At 70.0% G+C, this 19827-nt stretch carries 7 protein-coding genes; 1 reads left to right on the top strand and 6 read right to left on the bottom strand.

From position 1 onward, the window contains the following. Positions 1-105: 105 nt before the first annotated feature. The 5 genes from IMZ11_RS06330 to IMZ11_RS06310 are packed head-to-tail and all read right to left on the bottom strand — an operon-like array spanning position 106 to position 15689. Complete coding sequence (locus IMZ11_RS06330; RefSeq protein WP_228638421.1) at positions 106-1857, bottom strand: hypothetical protein; 1752 nt, start codon at positions 1855-1857, stop codon at positions 106-108. Continuing rightward, complete coding sequence (locus IMZ11_RS06325; RefSeq protein WP_228638419.1) at positions 1854-6743, bottom strand: hypothetical protein; 4890 nt, start codon at positions 6741-6743, stop codon at positions 1854-1856. The genes IMZ11_RS06330 and IMZ11_RS06325 overlap by 4 nt, the downstream gene beginning before the upstream one ends. After that, the gene (locus IMZ11_RS06320; RefSeq protein ID WP_228638417.1) at positions 6740-9730 is read right to left on the bottom strand and encodes a hypothetical protein; all 2991 of its coding nucleotides are present in this window, start codon (positions 9728-9730) and stop codon (positions 6740-6742) included. The genes IMZ11_RS06325 and IMZ11_RS06320 overlap by 4 nt, the downstream gene beginning before the upstream one ends. Beyond that, entirely contained in the window at positions 9727-13185 is a 3459-nt protein-coding gene (locus IMZ11_RS06315) for a DUF6603 domain-containing protein (RefSeq protein WP_228638415.1), read from the bottom strand. Before IMZ11_RS06315 ends, IMZ11_RS06320 begins: the two co-directional genes overlap by 4 nt. Next, the gene (locus tag IMZ11_RS06310) at positions 13182-15689 is read right to left on the bottom strand and encodes a M64 family metallopeptidase (RefSeq protein ID WP_228638413.1); all 2508 of its coding nucleotides are present in this window, start codon (positions 15687-15689) and stop codon (positions 13182-13184) included. Before IMZ11_RS06310 ends, IMZ11_RS06315 begins: the two co-directional genes overlap by 4 nt. A 692-nt stretch (positions 15690-16381) precedes the next feature. Here IMZ11_RS06310 and IMZ11_RS06305 point away from each other — a divergent pair. Continuing rightward, positions 16382-18160 carry a hypothetical protein gene (locus IMZ11_RS06305; RefSeq protein ID WP_228638411.1) on the top strand — a complete coding sequence of 593 codons (1779 nt, stop codon included), beginning with the start codon at positions 16382-16384 and terminating at the stop codon, positions 18158-18160. A 317-nt stretch (positions 18161-18477) separates the two neighbouring features. On the opposite strand, the gene IMZ11_RS06300 is transcribed toward IMZ11_RS06305, so the two are convergent. After that, the gene (locus IMZ11_RS06300) at positions 18478-19827 is read right to left on the bottom strand and encodes an MFS transporter (RefSeq protein WP_228638409.1); all 1350 of its coding nucleotides are present in this window, start codon (positions 19825-19827) and stop codon (positions 18478-18480) included.

Raw genomic sequence — 19827 nt, 5'->3', positions numbered from 1 at the left:
GGCCGGTTCTTCTTGACGATCAGTAGGTAGTGCGCGTTCTTCGCACCGACGAGGAACTCGGCGTGGTCGCGCCGGATGGAGCCAGGGATCGGCGTCAGTGACGACTCAGCGAGGATCGACGATCTGGTCGAAGACGAGCCCACTGGAAGCCTCACCTCGACCCGTCTGCTTGGTCGCCCCCAGCCAGACCCGTACCCGCCCCTGCCGGTCACGGACGCGCCGGTAGGTCCGCCTCACCCGGATTCCGGCCCTGGGCACCTCCTCCTCGTGGACATGCAGGCCGGGTTCCTGCAGCAACCAGGTACGCGGCCGTACCAGAGCGGACGGAGACGACGGGCGGGGCATGGCGGCCCGCCGGAGCTGGATCGCGCGGTCGGAGCCGGGGCGGTGCATCGGGATCATCGGGATCCAGTGCTCAGGCACCGAGGTCATCACCTCGTACCGGATGTCCGTCCCCTCGGCCGGTGTGGGAGCGGGTCCGCGCGACAGGAACTCACGCAGTTCGTGGCCGGCCTCCGCGCCGGCCACGCCGACACCGAGCGGCGATGGGATGGTCTTCTCGATGGCCCACACCAGATTGGCCATCTCGTCACGGACGAAGACCACCTCATCCAGCGGCGCGCTCTCCTGCAGGTGGTCGGCCGTGTCGAGGATCACGAGGTCGTGGTCCGCGACGGCTCCGCCGCCCGCCACGCTCGTCCGGAACAGGCGCCACCCGTCCGATTCGGCCCGTGACACCCAGGTGCGCTCCCCGAAGACGTCGGTCACGACCAGGCCGCGCACCCTCGCCACCGTGTCGACCGGAAGGGTGAAGGGCACCACGAACCAGTCGTTGGCGTAGACGAGCCCGAACTCGATCAGCATCAGCGTGCCCAGGTCGGTGCTGTCGGGCCGGATGCCACCGAAGTTCGTACGGCCGTCCTCGAAGGTCCACCAGCGGCTGTTCGGCATCCCGTTGAACGAAGCGGCGGTGGGCAGCATGCCGAGCACGTGCCGAGTCGGCGCCGTCTCGTCGTCACCCGGGTCCGAAGGGACGGGCGCGGCGTCGAGGTCGTGCCAGTCGATCCGGCCATGGGAATACTCCTGGGCCACCAGGCTGACCGGCGTGCCGTGTGACCCGGCGTCGGCCACGAAGCCGTACTCCATCCGTTCCGGTCGCCAGGCGGTGGCCGCTTCGGGCCGGCAGATCAGCCGATCGAACCAGGCGACGAACCGCGTGCCCAGCGCGTCCACTTCGGCCTCGGACCCGGCGACCTCGTCGATGCCGGTCGAGGCCGGGGCGCCGCCCACGATGGACAGGTAGAGCGCGGCGCCGTCCATCAGCCGGGTCGCGGCGGCCCGGTACGACGCCCACGCCAGAGGATGGGCGCAGATCGCCGCGTCCTCGCCCGGGTCGGGCCGACGTACGGGGTAGGCGGCCCGGTAGGCGTCCGCGGCGGCGGGCAGCACCCTGGAGAGCAGCTTCAACCAGTACCTGCCCATCAGCAGGCGCAGATCGAGTGACATCTCCACGCCGTCCATCCGCAACGGCACCGGAAGCTGCTCCACTCCGGCCTGCGGCGGCAGGTCCGCCACCAGCGGCTTGTCGTCGTCGCCAGGAGGCCGGAACGCCCGTACCGGCGTGGTGTCGACGCGTACCTTCGCGTGGATGGGGGATCCGGCATCCTCGCCCCGGAGTTCGCCGACCTGCCACTGACGGGTCAGCATCCAGAGCGCGTCGCGGACCTCGGCCCGGAGCGCGCGATCGAAGGCGCGGGTACGAGGCCGGCCCTCGAGACGGTTCCAGAACGTCACACCGGGCCTGCCGCGGGACGCGATCACCGCGCTGAGTTCCGCTGTGATGTACTTCTCGGTCATGGCTTGGCCTTCATGGGAGACGGAACATTCGCGAACACGTTGTTGAGTGCGAGGTCGGCGGAGATGGTGAGCTGGCGGACCTGGCTGGCCATCAGAGTGGCCGGCAGGAAGGGCGCGTAGGGGAGTTCGCCGATGTGACGCGGCTCCAGAGCGCGTAGCTTGGCCAGGTCCATGGTGTCGCACACGGCGTCGACCAGGTCGTCCCACTGCCACGAACCGCGGGTCAGGGTCGGTGTGACCAGCAGCATCGCCTGTGCTGCCTCGGTGTTCGGCCGGTCGCTGTGGAAGGCGATGCCGCTCTCGGCGGTGGACGACGGGATCGTCTCGGTCCACTCGTCCAGGAGCAGCCCTCGTTGCGGCGTGCCCGGGACGACACCGGTCGCCAGGTGAGCGGTGTAGAGCAGCCGGTCGGAGTCGACCACCTGACCCGGCCGGATGTCGAGCCCGAGCCAGCCCTCACCGGTGACCGCCGGCAACTGCAGCGCGTCGAGTTCCGGCTCCTGCCGGCCGAAGGCGCCGGACAACATCTGGAGCTGTTCCCAGTCGTGTAGCCGTTCCCGTACCCGTGCGGTCGAGTGCAACCAGGTGTCCACCGGGAAGTCCACGTCGAGGTGGGCGAACGGCGCCCCGGACCGGCTCTCGGTGAGCGCCGCGGAGAACCGGTCAGCCCGCTCGCCGTCCATGGTGAACTCGGGTATCAGCCGGCAGTCATCACCGAGCAGCGCCTTCGCCGCCTCCTGGAGCGCCGTCACCCGTTCGGCCGGCGACGTCGTGCCGTCGTGCTCCTGGAACGCCGCCGCGGCCGCCGCCAGCCGCCGGTCGGCCTCGGCGAGCACGGTGAGGAGCACCGACCGGGTGTCGGCGAGCAGGTGGATCAGCCGGTCTTCGGCCGACCCCAGGTCGGGCGGGGCCAGATCGACGGGCTGGGCCGCGGGGATGGCCATGATGTCGGCGCGCAGACCCCACACCGTCGTACGGGTGGAGACCGCCACGGCCTGGTACCGGTCCCTGGCCGCGACCATGTCGGCGACAGGTCCCGCGTGCAGGGCCGCCGCGTACGCCGCCGGGGTGGACGGCCGGGGCAGGAGCGGCGCCGTCGAGATGGCTGCCTCGGCCCGGCTCAGGAACAGGAACCGCGCCTCGTCGGATCCCTCGGGCGGAACGGCCTCGTACCGCGCGAACTCCTCGGCGAACCGGTCCAGCCGGTCACCGCAGCGTTGTGCGGTGTCAGCACACGCCGCCAGCAGGTCGGCGTAGGCCGCCCCGAGGCTCTCGTAGGCGAAGCCCCACCCGGCTTGGGCAAGCCCGAACAGAGCGGCCCGCGCGAGCGCCTCCACTGCGGATTCCACACGTTCGTCCACGTCGGAGGCCAGGCCGGAGGCCGGGTCGGGTACGGCGAGCGCGTTCGCGGCGGTGGCGAGTTCGGACCGTACCGCCCGCAACGCGGAATCCACCGCGGCGACCCGCTGACGGTCGATGAACGGCGAGGGCTCGTCGGCGTGGTGGGCGTCGGCGCCGGGCGTCAGATCGTCGGCGGTCAGCGGACGCGACAGACTGATCAGCCGGTGCGCGGCCCGCAGCAGGGGCAGCAGCTCGAACACGCTGACCCGGCCTGGCGCCGCCTCGTGATAGTCGATGGTGATGGGCTGGTCGGGGCGCGGATCGAAGGTCGCCCGGATGTACCTCCGCACCCGATCGTCGAGTTCGGACAGCGCGTCGGTACGCCCGATCCGCACCAGGTCGACGGGTCGCAGACCGAGCGGCGCGAGAGCGATCTCACGCATGATGTCGGTTCCGCTGCTCGCGGAGCGGAACGAGACCCGGCACCCGACCTCGTCGAGCGGCGGCAGCACACCGGTGAGCCAGGCGTCGACGGCGGGCTCGATCCGGGCCCGCGGTGTCGCGGCAGGCCCCGGCACCGCCGCGGGCGGCAGATGGAGTGCGACCCGGTGAGTGAGGGTCACGCCACTGGACGGCGTGCGCACGATGTCGGGCTCGGCGGGGCTCGTCCCCTTCGCGTAGGCGTCGTACGTGCTCGCGACGCGATCGTAATTGCCCATCACGGCCTGATACACGCCCTCGGCCAGCGCGAGATCGGCCACCGCGTCGTGGGTGTCGAGCAGCCGGTGCGCCTCGGCATTGATCGCGGCCGCTTGGGCCGGGCTCGCCGGAGGCAGGCCCGCGGCCCCGAACGGGTAGGACCCGGCGGTGCGCAGCCGCTCCACCAGAGCCAGGCCGTCGAGCACGTTGCCGGCCTCGATCGCCTCGATCGGCACACCGTCATCCGTTCGGGTCGACGCCATCCGGTCGGCCCGCAGCGGAAACTCCTTGCGCAGCGGCAGGATGAAGCCGTCCACTTCGGCCATGCCGTACCGATCGTGCAGGCCCCGCTCGAACTGGTAGCCGAGGAGGTCACTCAGGCTCTGGCCGGCCCGGACCCCGTTGATCAGCGTCAGCGCGGCGCGCACCCGAGCGGACGACAGGTCGACCGCGGGGCCCTCACCCGGTGCCACGCCGGACAGGTAGCCGTTACGCAGCACCGCGGCGGCGACCGCGTGGTTGAGCGAGGGGGTGTGCACGAAGCCCTGGTTGGCCGGGTCGAGCGTCAATGGACCGTCTGAGAAGTCCTTGGCGACATCCGGATCCTCGGGCACGAAGTCGGCCCGCTCGGACCGGCCCGGCCGCAGCTCCTCGACCAGGCCGTAGGCGCCCAGGTGCAGGCCGGTGGGCAGTTGTTCACGCATCCGGGTGAGCTGGAGATCGACCAGGCCGAGCAGCCACGCGTCCAGCCGGTACGAGCAGGTGTCGACGTGATCGGCGAAGGCGCGTTCCAGTTGCGCGGTGGGAGCGTTCTGGAGCCGTTCCAACGCGTCGAGCTGAGCGGCCAGCTCTCTGTTCGCGGGCGAGCCGATCGTCTGCGTGATGTGATCGCAGACCCGCCGGGTCGGACTCCCGGTGATCGGCGCAGCGGTGGCGTAGAGCAGCTGGTAGCGGCTCTCGCTCAGCGGGTTGCCGGAGCTGATGTGCAGGATGGGGTTGTCGATCCGGGCGGCTCGGGCCTGCGCCTGCGTATAAAGACCACTGGCCCGGTACAGCCGGACCGCGACCTCGTGGTAGCCGAGTTGCAGCGCGTGCCGGGCCATCAGGTAGAGCAGCGATGCCGGCGGCCGGTCGTCGACGAAGTCCTGCTGGTTGTAGAGCCTGTCGAGGCTGCCCTGGGCGGCCGACGCGAGCCAGGACAGGTAGTTACGGCCATCCACGGTGGACGGCCGCAGCGGAGCGGTCTCCGACGGCGGCAGAGCCTCCACCACCCCGCCGGTGAGCAGGTTCTGCCGCCCCGAGAACACCTGGTTGAGTATGGGCGGCACGGCTGCGCCGCTGTAACCGTGGCGGGCCAGGAGTTGGCGGCCGGCGGTGCGCTGCTGAGCGAGCTGCACCTGCTGTATCGCCCCGCCGAGGCCCCGGAGATGCAACCGGTTGAGCAGGGTGGTGAGGCTTTCTAGGTAGCGCTGCGACCATTCCACCGAGCCCGGATGCAACGCGAGCACGTCCAACAGCGTCTGGTGCGGATCGTCGGTGGGGCCGCCGACGCGCGCGACCCGCTCGACCAGAGGGGTCCAGTCCTGCCGGATGGTGTCGAGCACGCGGTAGAGCGGTCCGGCGACCTTGTTCACGTCGGCGTCGCGATCAGGCCATTCCAGGCGGGAGAACGCGGTGGCCGGCAGGATGCCGTACGGCTGGGCGCCGATCCGCATCGTCGGCACGACACCGCCGCCGACCACGTGCCGCTCGAAGAACCGGCGGGTGTCGTCGGCCGCGCCGTCGCTGAACACCTCGCCCATCATCGCCCGCATCCAGTAGCCGAATGTGGCCGGCCACAGCAGCGTGTTCATGGCCCGCGCGGTGAAGTGATCCGTCCCGGCGGCGCCATGGGTGTGGACGAAGAAGTCGGCCGGCAGCCCGAGGTATTCGGCCAGCCGTTGCCCGTCCCGTTTCTTCTCGTCGTCCGTGGTGACCTCGTAGGCCGGTTCGCGCAGGTCGTCGAAGGAGGCGTCCGGGTCGTCGCGGCGGCCGTAGCCCGAGTCGGCGTCCTCGCTGTTGTTCGTGGGCGTGCCGCGGGCCACGACGGCCACGCCGGTGCGGTTGTGAGCATGCCGTCCCAACAGGTCGCGCAGCTCGGCCGCGCCTTCCTCGGCGTCGGATCCGATCCGCACGCCGAGCACGAGCAGCCGGTCGAATCCGCCCTCGGCCTGTTCCGGCGTGAGCGGGATCCGCAGCCCCATTCCCGTCTCGACCGCCCGGTCGAAGTCGGACAGCCACCGCAGCCGCTCAGGCATGACCAGGTCGCCGCGCTCGTCGTGACGCAGCTGGTCGTCACCGGTGGCGGCGGGATCCGGCCCGGCGAAAAGGTCCTGGTCGACCTCGGCGCCGAGCTCGACCAGCGGATTCTCGCCGGCGCGGAAACCGATGACCACGAACCGCTGCGGCATCAACAGCACCCGCGGCGCCCGAGACCAGGCGTCCTGCTTGGTTTCCACGTCGGGAAAGACCGGCGGGCCGGACGGGTTCACGGGCCGGTGCACGGCCTGCAGCCAGGTGGACCGGCCGGAACCGTGCGCGGTGACCAGCCGCCGCCAGGCCGTCCGCCGCTGGGCCTCGGTGCCGGCCTCGCGCACCTCGGTCCAGTAACGGCGTACGTTGTCCACTTCTGACGCTGTCAGCGCTTCGTCGAAGGTGGAGATGTTGCAGCCGTCCGGATAGATGCGGACCAGCAGCGTGGAGTCCTTGGCGAACCGGGTCTCCAGACGCACCGGCATCAGCAGGATCGGTGATTTGTCGTCGAGGTTGGTGATGCCCTCTCGCGGGTCGGTCGTGAGCCGGCTCATGCGGATTCCCCTGAAGACGTGGTGAGCATCTGGCTTGCGTGCACCCCGACGAGCACCGGGGCCTGGAAGAGGATGTAGGCGAGGTCGGCGGAGGTCATCGACGAATCCCACGCGACGTGGACGTCCTCGGCGTGCTGCGCCGTCTCCGGCGACCCGGCCGGAGGCGTGAGCGGCAAGGATGCCGGGGCGGTGGCGAGGTCGATGTAGCGGCCGGCCGGTCCCGGTTGGACCTCAGGCCAGGACAAGTCGTTCCACACGGTGAGCTCCGGGCTCGGCTCGGTGTCCAGACCGAACCTGGGCTCTCCGGGGCGCTCCTTGATGACGAAGAACCAGCCCGGATCCTCACCGATGTCGTCACCGCCGATGGCCTCTTCCGCGGTGAGGTCGAATCCGAGGATGGTGATGTCCGGATCGATCTTCGCGGCGTACCGCGGCGTGCGGACCGCCTCCGGATCGGCCGACAGCCGTCGCGATCCCGTCTCGTCCGGTTCCGGCCATCGCGCCCGATGCGCGTAGACGACCGCGCTCGGATAACGCTTGAGCAGCTCGCCGCGGATCACCAGGACGAGCTCGTCCCGCCCGCCGCCGGTATCGCGATGATCATGGCTGCCCAGGGCCGAGGTGACGGCCCACGCGTGCAGAGGCGGGATGTCGCGGAGTGATTCCCTGCTCGCCTCGTCGGACAGCGTGCCACGCACGTCCCAGAACTGGCGGAACGACGAACCGCGCTGGTCGGTCGGGTACTCGCGCCACAGCAACTCGCGGGCGAACTCGTGGTTGACCCCGACCAGGTAGGCCTCGATGAACCGCTGGTCGGTCTCCAGCAGGCTCACTGTGTTGGAAGCGATCAGGTTGGCGTTGGGCAGGAACAGGTCGGTGCCCAGGTCACGCAACGGCTCGTACATCGGCTGGTCGATCACCGGGTACGCCATCGGTTCGACCAGGCCGGAGCCGACCTCGTCGCGCACCATCTGGGGAATGCCGACGGTCGAGTCGATCCGGCGCGGGATGGTCACGTCCGGATCCAGCGCGTCCACCGCCGTCTGGGCCATGCCATCCAGATCGAGGTCGCGCAACACCGGTGGGCTGCCCTCCTCGACCGCGGTCTCGCGGAAGTCGAAGCTGTCCTCCAGGGCCTCCTTGAACTCCTGCGCCTCCGGGCTGTCCACACCGCCACGGCCGGGTCCGCCGGGCTTGTCGAGCGTGCCGACGGTGAATCCGGATGCTCCCGGCAGCCCCGTCACCCATGCGACGGTGAGGCTGGACTCCCGCACGATCTCGGCGGCCTGGGGGTTGACGACCAGCGTCGCGGCCGCGTCCGCGACAAGGACGCCGGGCGGCGCGAGGTCCGGTGGGGCCGGGTCGGCCTCGCCGGAGTTGACCCGGTCCAGCAGGACCAGCGGTTGGTGGTGCTCGCCGAACGGCAGCAGCCCGAGCATCCGGCCCCGCGGGCGCAGCATCCGGCGCAACGGCGCCGAGGACAGGGTCGGGGAGACCCGGGCGGTGGTCTGCGCCTGACGCAGCGTCTCGCCTTCGGACACGATCCTGCGGTGCAGCGGGGCGGTGAGGTGCAACGCCCGCTGGGACGACGACAACGCGGTGACCAGATGCCGTTCGTGCCAGACCTTGCTCACCTGCCGGCCGAACTGGGCGTTGCGAATGCGACGCTGGGCCGCGAGTACCTCGCCGATCTGCTCCCAGGCGGCCTGCATGTACCGCTCCTGGTTTTCGCGCACCGCCTTGGCGCCGAGGCCCGCGGCGATCCGGTATCGGGGATCGAGGTTCAGCCGCTGGACCCAGCCGTCCGGTGGTTCGTCGGTGCGCACCCGGGCGGTCAGCGCATGCCATCGCCCGTACAGCGGGGGCGAGATGACCGGGTCCTGGTCGGCCTCGGTGCGGTAGTCGTCGGCGAGGTTGATCAGACGGGCCAGGTCCTCTTGCAGGGGGCGCGGGAACGGCTCGTCCCAGGCCTCCCAGGGGTCGCCGGGCAAAGGGAACTCGGGTGGTCGCAACGCACCCCCGAGGCGCAGTGCGCCCCCGAGTCCCGGCTTGTCGATGCCGCGTACCCCGGAGCCGGCGTGCTCCACGTCGATGGCCCGGGTGCCGACCCGCGGGTCGATCGGGGCCGGGCGCAGCAGCCGGACCAGGGTCTCGAAGTCGCCCCGCGCGCCGGTCCTGAAGTACCAGCGGTGATACACCGGGAACCACGTGGGTTGCGGCCGCGTGCCGGTCTCCGCGCCCGGCATGGCCCAGGCCGACATGGTGGCCGGAACGTCGCCGACGTCGAGGCCCAGGCCGGCCCGGCGTCCGCCCTCGAACGTGGGCACCAGGAACGCGTGGTAGGCGGTGTCCGGTATGAGGGTGCGCGGGCACAGCAGCCGGGATCGGGCCAGGTCCGGGTTGCCGGCCAGGGCGGCGGCGAGCCGGGCCGCGACCGCCGGGCCGTCGGCTGAGACGATCTCGCCGTCAGCGGCGCCCAGGTCGCGGTCGGCGTGCACGTGCGCCCACGCCCAGAGCTGGTCGGGCTTGGGAAGCATGGCGAGATCGGTGATCTCCACCCTGGGCAGCGGGGCGCCGCCACCTGCCGGACCGTCGCGGAACTCATCCTCGGTGAGGACCAGCAGGGTGAGCCACGGCCGCAGCCTGCCGGCCGCGGCGGCCGCGGGGGTGTAGCGCCAGGGGAAGTCCTCGTCGTAGAAGTCCACGTGTGCCAGCAGGTTGGGCTCGGCGTTCGTGATCCAGGGACGCGGCTCGGTCCGCACGATCACTTTGGGGTCGATGCCCAGGATGTCGGCCGGGCCGTACAGCGAGACCTGCTTGGTGACGGGCCGGGTTTGCACGGCCCCGCCGGGGGCGCGGCCGCTCGCCGTGAGCGAGACGGTCACCCGCGGGCGGATCCGCACCGCCGGGTCGCCGTCGGCGGCGGTCACCTGGTTGGCCAGGCCCTGCCGCAGCCACGGAAGAAACGCGTAGGCAGGTGAGGTCATGACACCACCTCGAAGCTCGGAATGACGTGGACGGCATCGGCCATGGCCGGATCGTCGGCGACCATCTCCGCCCGGAACTGATGCGCGGCCGCCGCGCTGGCGAAGGCCGGGGCGAAGGCCCGGTTGTCGGCCGTGTACGCCACGCTGTAGCTCTCACCCGACACCGTCACCGTCTCACCGGGCGGACGCAGGAGGTCCCGGCTGGACCGCGACATCGGGGAGCGCGCCACCGCGTTGTCACGCAGCAGGAAGGAGAAAAGACCTTCCTGGTACGGGGTGAACCGGCGCCGCTGTCTGGTGAAGGACCTGTCGTGCAGGATCTCCTCGTAGCGGACCACCCGTTTGGCCATCCCGCTGGTACGCACGTCGGCACCGGCCGCGGCGATGTCCACCCCGGATCGCTGGGTCTCGAACGCGGGCCTGCTCAGCCTGTCCGCGTCGGACATCTCCACGAACTGGGCCGGCGCGAACTCGTCGTGCGCGTCGGCCACCCTTACCAGGGGGCCGGCGGGGGCGAGCGTCAGGTGGTCGGCCCCGACGGGACGCTGGGTGCCCACCTTGTCGAGCGTCAGCCCCAACGGCAGGGCCTTCTGCGACACGCGCAGCACGCCGTTCGGGTGCAGCGTGATGTCGCCCGGCTCGCGTACGGTCACCGCGGGCAGGCGCCCGTCGCGGGCCACGGCGCGCCAGGCCTCGGGCTTGCCGAGTTCCGACGTCAACGCGGCGAGCACGTCGATCAGCAGCTCCGGCTGGACGTGCGGGTCGCCGAAGGTGTGCTCGAAGTCGACGTCCAGGTCCCAGAAGAGCAGCGAGATCGCGCCGTGGCCCTTGACGTGCCAGGGGGAGGGGCCGTCCAGGCTGCCCCGGATCTTGACGGAGAACAGGCCGACACCGAACGCCTTCACCGACATCGCGGCGGCGATCTCGACGTCGAAGTGGAGCGGTGAGAGCTGGAGCAACGCGTCGAAGCCGATGAAGCCGGTCACGCTGAAGGCCGACACTTTGAAGTAGAGGTCGAGCCGGGCGCCGAACTGGACCGTGTTCGGGGTGATCGCGAAGTATCCCTGCGCGGTCAGCCGTGCGACCGAGGAGTTGAGCAGGCTGATCGTCACCCTGCGCGGCGTCGGGAACGGCAGCGCGGGCGGCGCGAAGTTCGGATGGAAACCGCCGAGCGAGGCGACGAAGTTCGCGTCCTCGCCCCACGCGACGAGCAGGCCGAACTCCCCGTCGAGGGGAACGGAGGCGATCCTGGAGTCGAACAGGGTGGCGTGGAAGTACAGCCGCTTCTTGTCGAACTCGATCGCGCCGGCGAACTGCACCTGGAGCAGCACGACCGGGCGGTCCTCGTGTGGCAGAGCGACCCGCAGCACGCCCACCACGGCGACGTTGCCGGGAATCTCCACGATCAGACCCATGGTGAGGTGCATCAGCCGGGGCGTGCCCCAGGCCAGCTTCGCCATCGGCCCGACGAGGAACGTTCCCGGGCGGGGCGGGAAGTAGGTGCGCAGGTCGCTGAGGATCTTCGGCGCGTTCGCCACCACGTCGCGGGGGAACATCAGCGACGCCAGCGATCCGGTACGCACCCCCTCGGTGAGGGCGGCCACGTTCATGCCCCGGTTGAGGGCGAGCAGCCCACCGACCTCCAGCAGGGTGAATCCGAACCCGACCGGCACCCCTTCGCCGAGTTCCGCGGTGACCAGCGTCATCAGGGAGAACGGGCGGGTGGTGAGCAGGCCGAGCGCCTTAAGCGAGAGCGTGTCGGCGAGTTCGAGTTCGAGCACGCCCGAGTACTCGCCCCGGTCGGCGTCGAACCGCAGATAGCCGCCTCCGGTGACGACGCCCGCGTCGATGGACAGGCCCACGCCGGACGGCGGCAGCGCACCCGTCGAAAGCTCAACCGGGCCAAGGTTGCCGTCGAGATCCGGCCGCGGCTCCAGCTCCGCTTCGAGCCCGACCCGGTCGACCACCGCGCGCACCGGACCGAGCGAGACGGCGAAGGTGGAGCCGAGCGTGACCCGCAGGCTCCCACCGGACGGCATCGCGGACACCGCGAGCGACCGGACCTCGACCGGCCCGATCCGGCGGTGCGCCGGAACGTCGATCTCCAGGTTGGAGGTGCCGCGGAAGGAGAATCCGTCCCGGTGCGAGAGCCCGACGGTCAGATCGGTCTCGAAGGCGAACCCGTCCGCCGGCAGGATCGCCGAGAGGAGACCGTCGGAGCCGTCCGGCACGATCACGAACTCCAGGCCCTTGAGCTCGAGCTCGACGTACGGGTCCACCCCGTCGTCGGCGTCCAGCCGCACCCCGCCCGCACCGCTCACGCCGCGCAGCACCAGCCGGGTACGGTCCGCGGCGCCCAGCAGCACCCGCGGCGTGCCGGTGGCGTCGCCACCGTCCAGTCTGACCTGGATCGACCCGGTCGCGTGAGTGGGCGCGGTCCCGGACCGGAAGCCCACGATCAGGTCGATCGGCTCACCGGGCCGTACCTGCAGGCCGACCCCGCCCTGCAGGTCCAGGTCGGTGCGCACGGTCGCGGTCAGGCCGCCGCCGACCGGCAGCGCGGTGTCCAGCTCGCCGTCCAGCGCGGGCACGACCGCCAGCCCGGGCTTGCCGGTCGCGGTGCCCGGCAACGGCAGCAGCCGGACGTCCCCGGTCATGACCGCCCCGTTGACGAACCCCTCCAGCAGTACGGCCTTGAGCCCGCGCGGCATGGTGCGGTCGAGCGGCAGGTCCTGCTCGGCGGGCAGGCCGAGCAGGCCGGTCGCGGTGGCGTCGTCCACGGGGCCGAACCGGATGTCGAGACCGGCGGACATCAGGAAGTCGTCGATCGCGGAGAGCAGCTCCCCGTGGTCGAAGTCGTCCCCGCCCCAGCCGAAGGCGTTCGCCAGCATCAGCCCGGGGCCGGCCAGCGTCTGCGGCAGCCGGTCCAGGTCCAGGACGGTCCTCCGGTACGGCGGCCGGTCGCCCTGGGCGGGCTCGGAGGTGGTGCGCAGCACACCCAGGGCGCGTAGCGCGAAGCCGAGCCGGGGCCGGTACGTGATCAGGTAGTCGCTCACCAGGTGGTCGATCAGCTGCCGGGGGAACTTCTCGCCGAACCCGTCCGCGCGGAGTGACTCCGGGATGACGTCGTCCGGCGCGGTGGCCAGGGCGCGGATCGCGGAAAGGATCCGGTCCATCGCGGCCAGCACCCGGGCCACGTCCCCGGGCAGCGCGGCGAGCTCGGTCGTGTCGCCGGTCACCACCCCGGCCTCGCCGTACAGCCGGCGCAGGCCCTCGGTCAGCGTGTCGAGGTCGGTACGCAGGTCGAGCAGGGGCTGCGGGACCGCCTCCGCGATCCAGCCCAGCTCGCGGAGCAGACCCAGCGCCGCCTGTGGCGACGCCAGCGAGTCCGCCAGCGGCCGCAGCGCCAGCCCCAGCTCGCCCAGGACCCGGTCGAAGGTACTCGGCTCAGTCATGGGGTTCTCCCCGATCGGTAGGTCGAGTCCAACCAGCTGTGCAGGGCGGGGTTGATCCGGTGCACGATCAGCCATTTGCAGACGAAGCAGAACTCTGCCTCGTCGCCGGCCAGGTGCTGGTTGCGCATCTTGCAGGTGCCGGCCGGGCGGTAGACGTCGACGGAACTGTGGCCGCCGCCCTCGTAGACGCCGATGGTGCTGCTGGCCGGTGAGGGGGGAACGAAGCCGGCGATCCGCACGGGCGTGTCAGGGGCGTCGCTCGGCACCGCCGAGATCACGGCGTTGAGCGGATCCCCGCCGACCAGGTCTTGGGCCGGGGGAGGGTCGATCAGCAGGTGGGCGCGGACCGGATCCTCGATCAGGTAGCGGGGGACGCCACCGGAGCCGGTCTGCGGGATGAACAGGACGGATCCCGGCCCGAAGAGGAACTTGCCCTCCGGCGGCACCGGCCCGGTCAGATCGAGAATCGGGAAGTCGTCCAGGACCCTCCCGCGTAGATCCTCGATCAGGGTGGGGTCGACGTCGGGCCCGTCGACGGTGAACGGCAGTTGCCGCCCGGTGCTTCTAGGCCGGCTGAGACAGACCTTGGTGGTGGGGGTCTGGGTCAGGGCGTTCTCCCAGAGCACCCGGTCCTCGGCCGGAACCTCGACCAGAATGCCACCCCCGCCAGGGGACCGCGTCACCGCCACAACCCGGGAGGCCAGTCTGACCCGCCGCAGGTTGAACCATTTCACCTTGTTCGCGTCGAACTTCGAGGGTCTCTGTCCATGCTGGATGAAGTCCCGCGTCGTCAGGTTGTCGTACTCGTACCATTCAACGCGAGCCTGGCCGGTCGTCTCGTACTCGTCGCCGAGTCTGAAGCTGTGACCGAGCTCGTGTGCGACGACGTCGGAGAACTTGTCCTTGTCGAAGGGAATGCCGTCGACCGGACGGAGGCGCCGCATCGCCGGCGGTGCCGGATCACCGGCGAAGGCATGGACCCTGGGGCTGTCGTACAGGGTGAGGCAGGCCAACCCATTCTCGATGTTCTCCCCGCCCTGCTTGTCGTCGTAGGCGACGATGACCACCAGTCCCCGGCTCGGCTTCAGCCGCTCCTCGACCGGCACCCATTGCTCGCCCACGTTCCGGTGCGGTGCGTCCCGCTCGGCGAGCCCGCCGATGTAGCGGTAGACGGACGTCAGCGGGTTGTCCGCGCCCGGCCAGTACAGCTCTGGTGGGTGCCGCCGCGGGTCCAGGTGCATCGTCTGGGAGGTGCGGATATTGAAGAAGGAGTAGAGCCGTTGCACGAACTTGCGTATGTCGTCCTCTGAGGCGTTCGGGGCCGGCTTCGACACCTTGCCTAGGCGCGGGGTCTGGTCGGCGAGGCGCTGACCCAGGTGCAGGCCGAAAAAGGTGTCGCGGGTCTGGAGTGGGCCAGAAAACTGCTGCGCCTTCCACGCCTCCACCACGTCCTTATGCACCCGGTCGCCGTCGAAGTCCAGATGCTGGCTCGCCCATTCGGCCACCAGCGCGGCGCGGTCGCGGGACTCGTCCCGTTTCGGCAGGCCGACCCGGTGCACGAGTTCCAGTACCTGGTAGTACCGCGGAACACGTGTATCGTCCTTTCCGTCGATCTTTTCAAGGATCTCGAACGGCACCGGCTTGGCCAGGTGCTTGCCAGACTGGTAACACACCCGGTAGCCGCAGGTGAGCAGCTCCTGGGTGGAGTCGGGGGCGGCCTGGTAGACGTTCATGCCGCGGAGCAGCCGGTTGAACGGCGCGTGGCGGGGCTTGGCCAGCCGGCCGCGGGCGATGAAGGCGGCGTGGGTGAAGTCCGGCTGGTTGAACGCCCGGAAGCCCTCGCTGAGGAAGAGCAGATTCGGCGCCTTGGCCGGATCGTGGACGCGGGAGTGCTCGACCCGGTCCAGGACCTCCCGGCGCTTGCCGTAATCCACCACCCGGACCGGGAGCCGCCGCTGCTTGTTGAGGAAGTCGCCGATCAGGTCGACCGGGTGCGCAGTCTCGGCTGTGCCGCGCAGCCGGCCTTCCGGGGCGACCTCCACCGCCGGCCCGGTCGATGTCAACGGCACGTAGCCGTGCCCGGTGATGTCTCCGACCAGGTCGGTGCCGGTGTCGTCAGAGGTGAACCGGGCGTATATCGTCGGCTGCGCGTGGGCGAACTCGGGGTCCAGCGCGGTGGTGATCGAGTCGTTGCCGAACCACCAGTCCTCGAACCCCGAATGCACCTGCAACCGGCCGACGATCGAGTACTCGTTCGCGCTGCACTGAAACAGATAGATCCCCGGCGTGGTAGCGGTGATCTCTCCGTTGCTGATCGTGGGCGGGTTGTCGAAACGATGGCCGATCGGCGCGTACGGGGCGTAGAAATCGAATGTCGGATCGGTGACATCGTCAAACCGGTGCGGCTGATCATATTCGCCGTCGCGGCGGTACTTCACCTTGATCTTGAGTTTCTTGCCGACCACCATGTGCAGATCGCAGTGCGGAAACAGAAGAAGACTCAATATGCTCCCCCCCGGGAATTGGCTGTGAACGGCCGACCGGGGTTCCATCCGGTAGCGGCCGGCCGCCTGCCGCGCCCGCGGACCGGCCGGCGACCCCTTTTCCTATATGCGTTCCATCCGGTTCCATCGGATGGAACGGAATGCGTCGTCATACGGCGGAGGCGCGCAGTTTCCTGATGAGTTCATCCGGAGTTCCGGGTTCGGCGGCGCGTTCCTTCCGGCACGTCGGGGAGAGCGACGGAGGCCGGGGCGAGGACTGCGGTCCTGGTGGGGAGCGTAAGGACGGCCTCGGGGGATGTCCTTGGGCGCAGATCACGGAAAATGTTCCGCGTTGTTCCATTCGGTCCCTAGGTGGACATCTCGGTCTTGCGCCTATTTTGGCGATGGACCGCGAAACGGGTCTTCACACGGTCGCGGTTGGCTTTCATTGTGGACGTGGAACCTGTGTGCTGCCGATCTCGCCGCTGTGGGATGGGCGCACTGGGCGGGGGTTGTGAAGGCGCATCCGTGTGCGATCTCAGGGGGTGTTGTTGACCACGGAGGGGTTGCCGACGGGGTATGGCGGGATGGGCGTGGATGACGTACTGCTGAAAGGAGAGTTCGCGCTCCACACCAGGGGCGATCTGCGGCGCAGCAGGCGGCTGCTGGATGAGGCATACCGCGAGGCGGATCGGCAGGGGGACGGCCCGAGGTTGGCCCGCGCGGCGTTGGGGCTGGGCGGTGTCTGGGTCCATGAACACCGCGCGGCAGCGGAGGCGGGGGTGGTCCGTGCCCGCCAGCTCCACGCTCTGAGCGTGATCGATCCGCGATCGTCACTGGCACTGCGCCTGCGCGTCCGACTGTGCGCGGAGGACGATTACCGGAGCGGCCGGCATGACCGGATCCTTGAGATCCTGGCGCAGGTCAGAGGCACGGGTGACCCAGTGGCACTGGCGGAGGCGTTGAGCCTGGCCCACCACTGTGTTCTCGGTCCGGCAGAGGGCGCCATCCGTCTGGAGCTGGCCGAGGAACTGATCAGCCAAGCTGCTCATACGGCCCGGCGCGGGGATCTGTTGATGGGCCTGATGTGGCGAACCGCCGATCTGTTCATGGCCGCCGATCCGCACGCGGAGCGCAGCCTGACGGAGCTGCGTTCCGTCCTGGCGGGAGGCGAACACCTGGCGGTCGGATTCGTCGCCGGAGCGATGGAGGTCATGCTCAGCATCCGCGCGGGACGATTCGCGCAGGCGGAGTCGATGGCGGCTACGTGCGCGGAACGCGGGGACCTGGCAGGGGATGTCGACGCTCTCGGCTGGTACTGCGAGCACCTGGGCACGATCCGGTGGTATCAGGGCCGTATCGGTGAACTGGTAGAAGTGATCTCCGATCTGGCGCATTCCCCCATACACAGCGCTGTGGACAGCACCTATCTCGCCGCCTTGGCCGTGGCCGCCGCCACCGCGGGAGAGTACCGATTAGCCGTCCACATGCTGGCGCGCGTGCTCGGGCGGGATCTGTCCGATCTCCCCCACTCCAGCAGTTGGCTCCCCACGATGTACTGCGTCGTCGAGGCGGCATATCTGCTTCACGACACCGAGGCCGCGGCCCGCGCCTACACTCTGCTCAGCCCGTTCGCCGATCTCCCGGTCATCAGCAGCCTTGGGGTCACCTGTCTCGGGTCCGTCCACCACTCCCTGGCCACAAGCGCCCTGACAGTCGGCGATGTGGATCGTGCCGTCGACCATTTCCGCAAGGCCATCCGCGCCAACCAGGCGCTGGGCCACTGGCCTGCGGCCATCCTGTCCCGCTGGCGACTCGGACACGCGCTCGCGCGCGGGCACGGGTCAGGCCATGGCGGCGAGGCCCGGCGGGAGTTGGCTCGGGCTGAGCAGGAGGCGCTCAGTCTCGGCATGGAGTTGCCCTCGGAGAAGGATCCGCCCGCCGAGGATGCGGTGGCCATCTGCACCTGCAGACGTCGGGGGCGCGCGTGGCAGATCGAGCTTCAGGGCCGGGCCGTGGTAGTCGAGAACCGCATCGGGATGCGGCACCTGGCGACTCTTATCGCCAACCCTGGCCGGGAGATCCCCGCAGCCGACCTGGCCGTCGGGGCGGGCGCGGTACCTCACGATTCCTTCTCATCCCAGCCGATCATCGACTCCGTGGCGAAGCGCACGTTCACAGATCGGTTGGCGCAGCTGCAGGAGGACATCGACGACTCCGAGTCGATGAACGACCTCGAGCGCGCCACGTCGTTACGCCGCGAACGCGACTGGCTGATCGATGAGTTGACTACCGCCACCGGTCTCAAAGGACGGATGCGCGAGTTCACCGGTAGCGATGAACGGGCCAGGGTCGCGGTGAGCAAAGCGGTCAAGCGGGCGATCAGCCGAATCACGGAGATCGATCCAGTGGTCGGCGCGCACCTGGACGAGACCGTGGAGACCGGGCACCGCTGCTGTTATCGCCCTCGGTTGGACAGGCGCGGCGCCTGATCTCCGAGGTCCGACCGCAAGTACGTGTTCGAAACCGGGACTTCGCATGCCCGGTGCCGATACTCGTCCATGGCCCCGGCCTTCGGTTTCGTGTTGGTCTCAAGCAGCTCGGTGATATTCGCGAACCAGGACAGACCGCGGGCACCGCCGCAGCACGCGCGCTGGACGAGCGGCCTGCGACCGCTCGCCGGGGCCGAACCCGCCGACGGCCGTTTCGACCGCGCCGCCGCGCTGCTCGGCGCGCCGAAAGGATCGACCCCGCGAACCGGCACGACGTCGTTCCCGACCCCGTGCTCCCGACGGTCCCACGCGACCGGCTAGGCCGGGGCGGCGCCCGCTGCGGTCTCGTCGCCCGCGTCGGCGGGGGTGGTTCCGGCGACGAACTGGACGCTCCGCATCGCCAGCGCGGCGAAGGCGATGACGCACACCACGGCGACCCAGATCGCCGGGCCGAGCGAGGAGCCGGTCGCGGCGAAGATCAGTCCGCCGACGAGCGGGGCGATGCCGCTGCCGAGCACAGTCCCGATGTTCTGGCCGAAGTTCGCACCGGTGTAGCGGACGTGGCGCGGGAACAGTTCGGCGATGAACGTAAAGGCGGGCGCCTGGACGAGCGCCGCCAGGACCCCGTAGAGGAAGGTCGCGACGACCAGTCCGGCGACGCTGGTCACGGTTCCGATCAGGTACAGGACCGGGACACTGAGGACGAGGTACCCGCACAGCACGGCCGCGAACATCTTCCGCTGGCCGATCCGGTCGGTCAGCCAGCCGGCGAGCGGAGCGAAGCCTATGGTGAGGAACGAACTCAGCGCCATGGCGACGAAGACCGTGCTGCTGGGCAGCGCTCGGTTGCCGGCGAGGTAGGTCGCGAACCACGCGGACAGGCCGGGCGCACCGTTGGCGGCGATGGCCACCCCGCCCGCGATGAGTATGTTGCGCCGGTGGGCCGTCAGCACCTCGCGAAGCGGGCTGCGGGTGATTTCGCGGTGCGCGACCATCTCGGTGAATTCGGGGGAGTCCTCCAACCTCTTCCGGACCAGCAGAGCGACAACGGTCAGCGGAGCGGAGATCAGGAAGGCGATACGCCAGCCGTAGACGGCCATGTCCTCCCGACTCAGGATGCCGCTGAGCAGGGCGACGACCACGCCACCGACGCCTCCGCCGGCCATGGCGCCCATCGGTGTCAGCGACGCCATGAGGACCCGCCGCGAGCGCGGGACCGACTCGAGCACGTAGGTGATCGATCCGAGCATCTCGCTTCCGGCGGAGATGCCCTGACCGAGCCGGAGCAGGACGAGCAGGGCAGAGGCCGCGATTCCGATGCCGGCGTAGGTCGGCAGGATGCCGATCAGGGTGCTGCACACACCCATGAGGATCACGCTGAAGATCAGCGCACTGCGCCGGCCGTTCCGGTCACCGAGCCGTCCGAACAGGATCCCCCCGATCGGCCTGGCGAAGAAGCCGGCGCCGAACACGGCGAGCCCGGTCAGAAACGAGGTCGACGGATCGTCCGCGGGAAAGAACAGCGGCGAGAGGTAGACCGTCAGCGTCGCGTAGAGGTTGAAGTCGAAGTACTCGATGAACGTGCCGACGAACCCCGCGAGCGCCGCTCGGCGGGCGGTGGGGGACAGGGGCTCACGGGCGGTGGCGGTGGATGGGTGTCGCTGCAT

Origin of the sequence: Microtetraspora sp. AC03309 (genome assembly GCF_020826795.1) — a bacterium.
Taxonomy (GTDB): Bacteria; Actinomycetota; Actinomycetes; order Streptosporangiales; family Streptosporangiaceae; genus Microtetraspora; species Microtetraspora glauca.
Note: the sequence above shows the minus strand (reverse complement) of the source record. Positions and strands in the feature narration are given on the sequence as shown.

What these genes read in the sequence shown, in the direction of transcription:
- IMZ11_RS06320 (WP_228638417.1), bottom strand. Translation starts at nt 9,730, where the DNA reads ATGACCTCACCTGCCTACGCGTTTCTTCCGTGGCTGCGGCAGGGCCTG.
- IMZ11_RS06325 (WP_228638419.1), bottom strand. Translation starts at nt 6,743, where the DNA reads ATGAGCCGGCTCACGACCGACCCGCGAGAGGGCATCACCAACCTCGAC.
- IMZ11_RS06300 (WP_228638409.1), bottom strand. Translation starts at nt 19,827, where the DNA reads ATGCAGCGACACCCATCCACCGCCACCGCCCGTGAGCCCCTGTCCCCC.
- IMZ11_RS06330 (WP_228638421.1), bottom strand. Translation starts at nt 1,857, where the DNA reads ATGACCGAGAAGTACATCACAGCGGAACTCAGCGCGGTGATCGCGTCC.
- IMZ11_RS06315 (WP_228638415.1), bottom strand. Translation starts at nt 13,185, where the DNA reads ATGACTGAGCCGAGTACCTTCGACCGGGTCCTGGGCGAGCTGGGGCTG.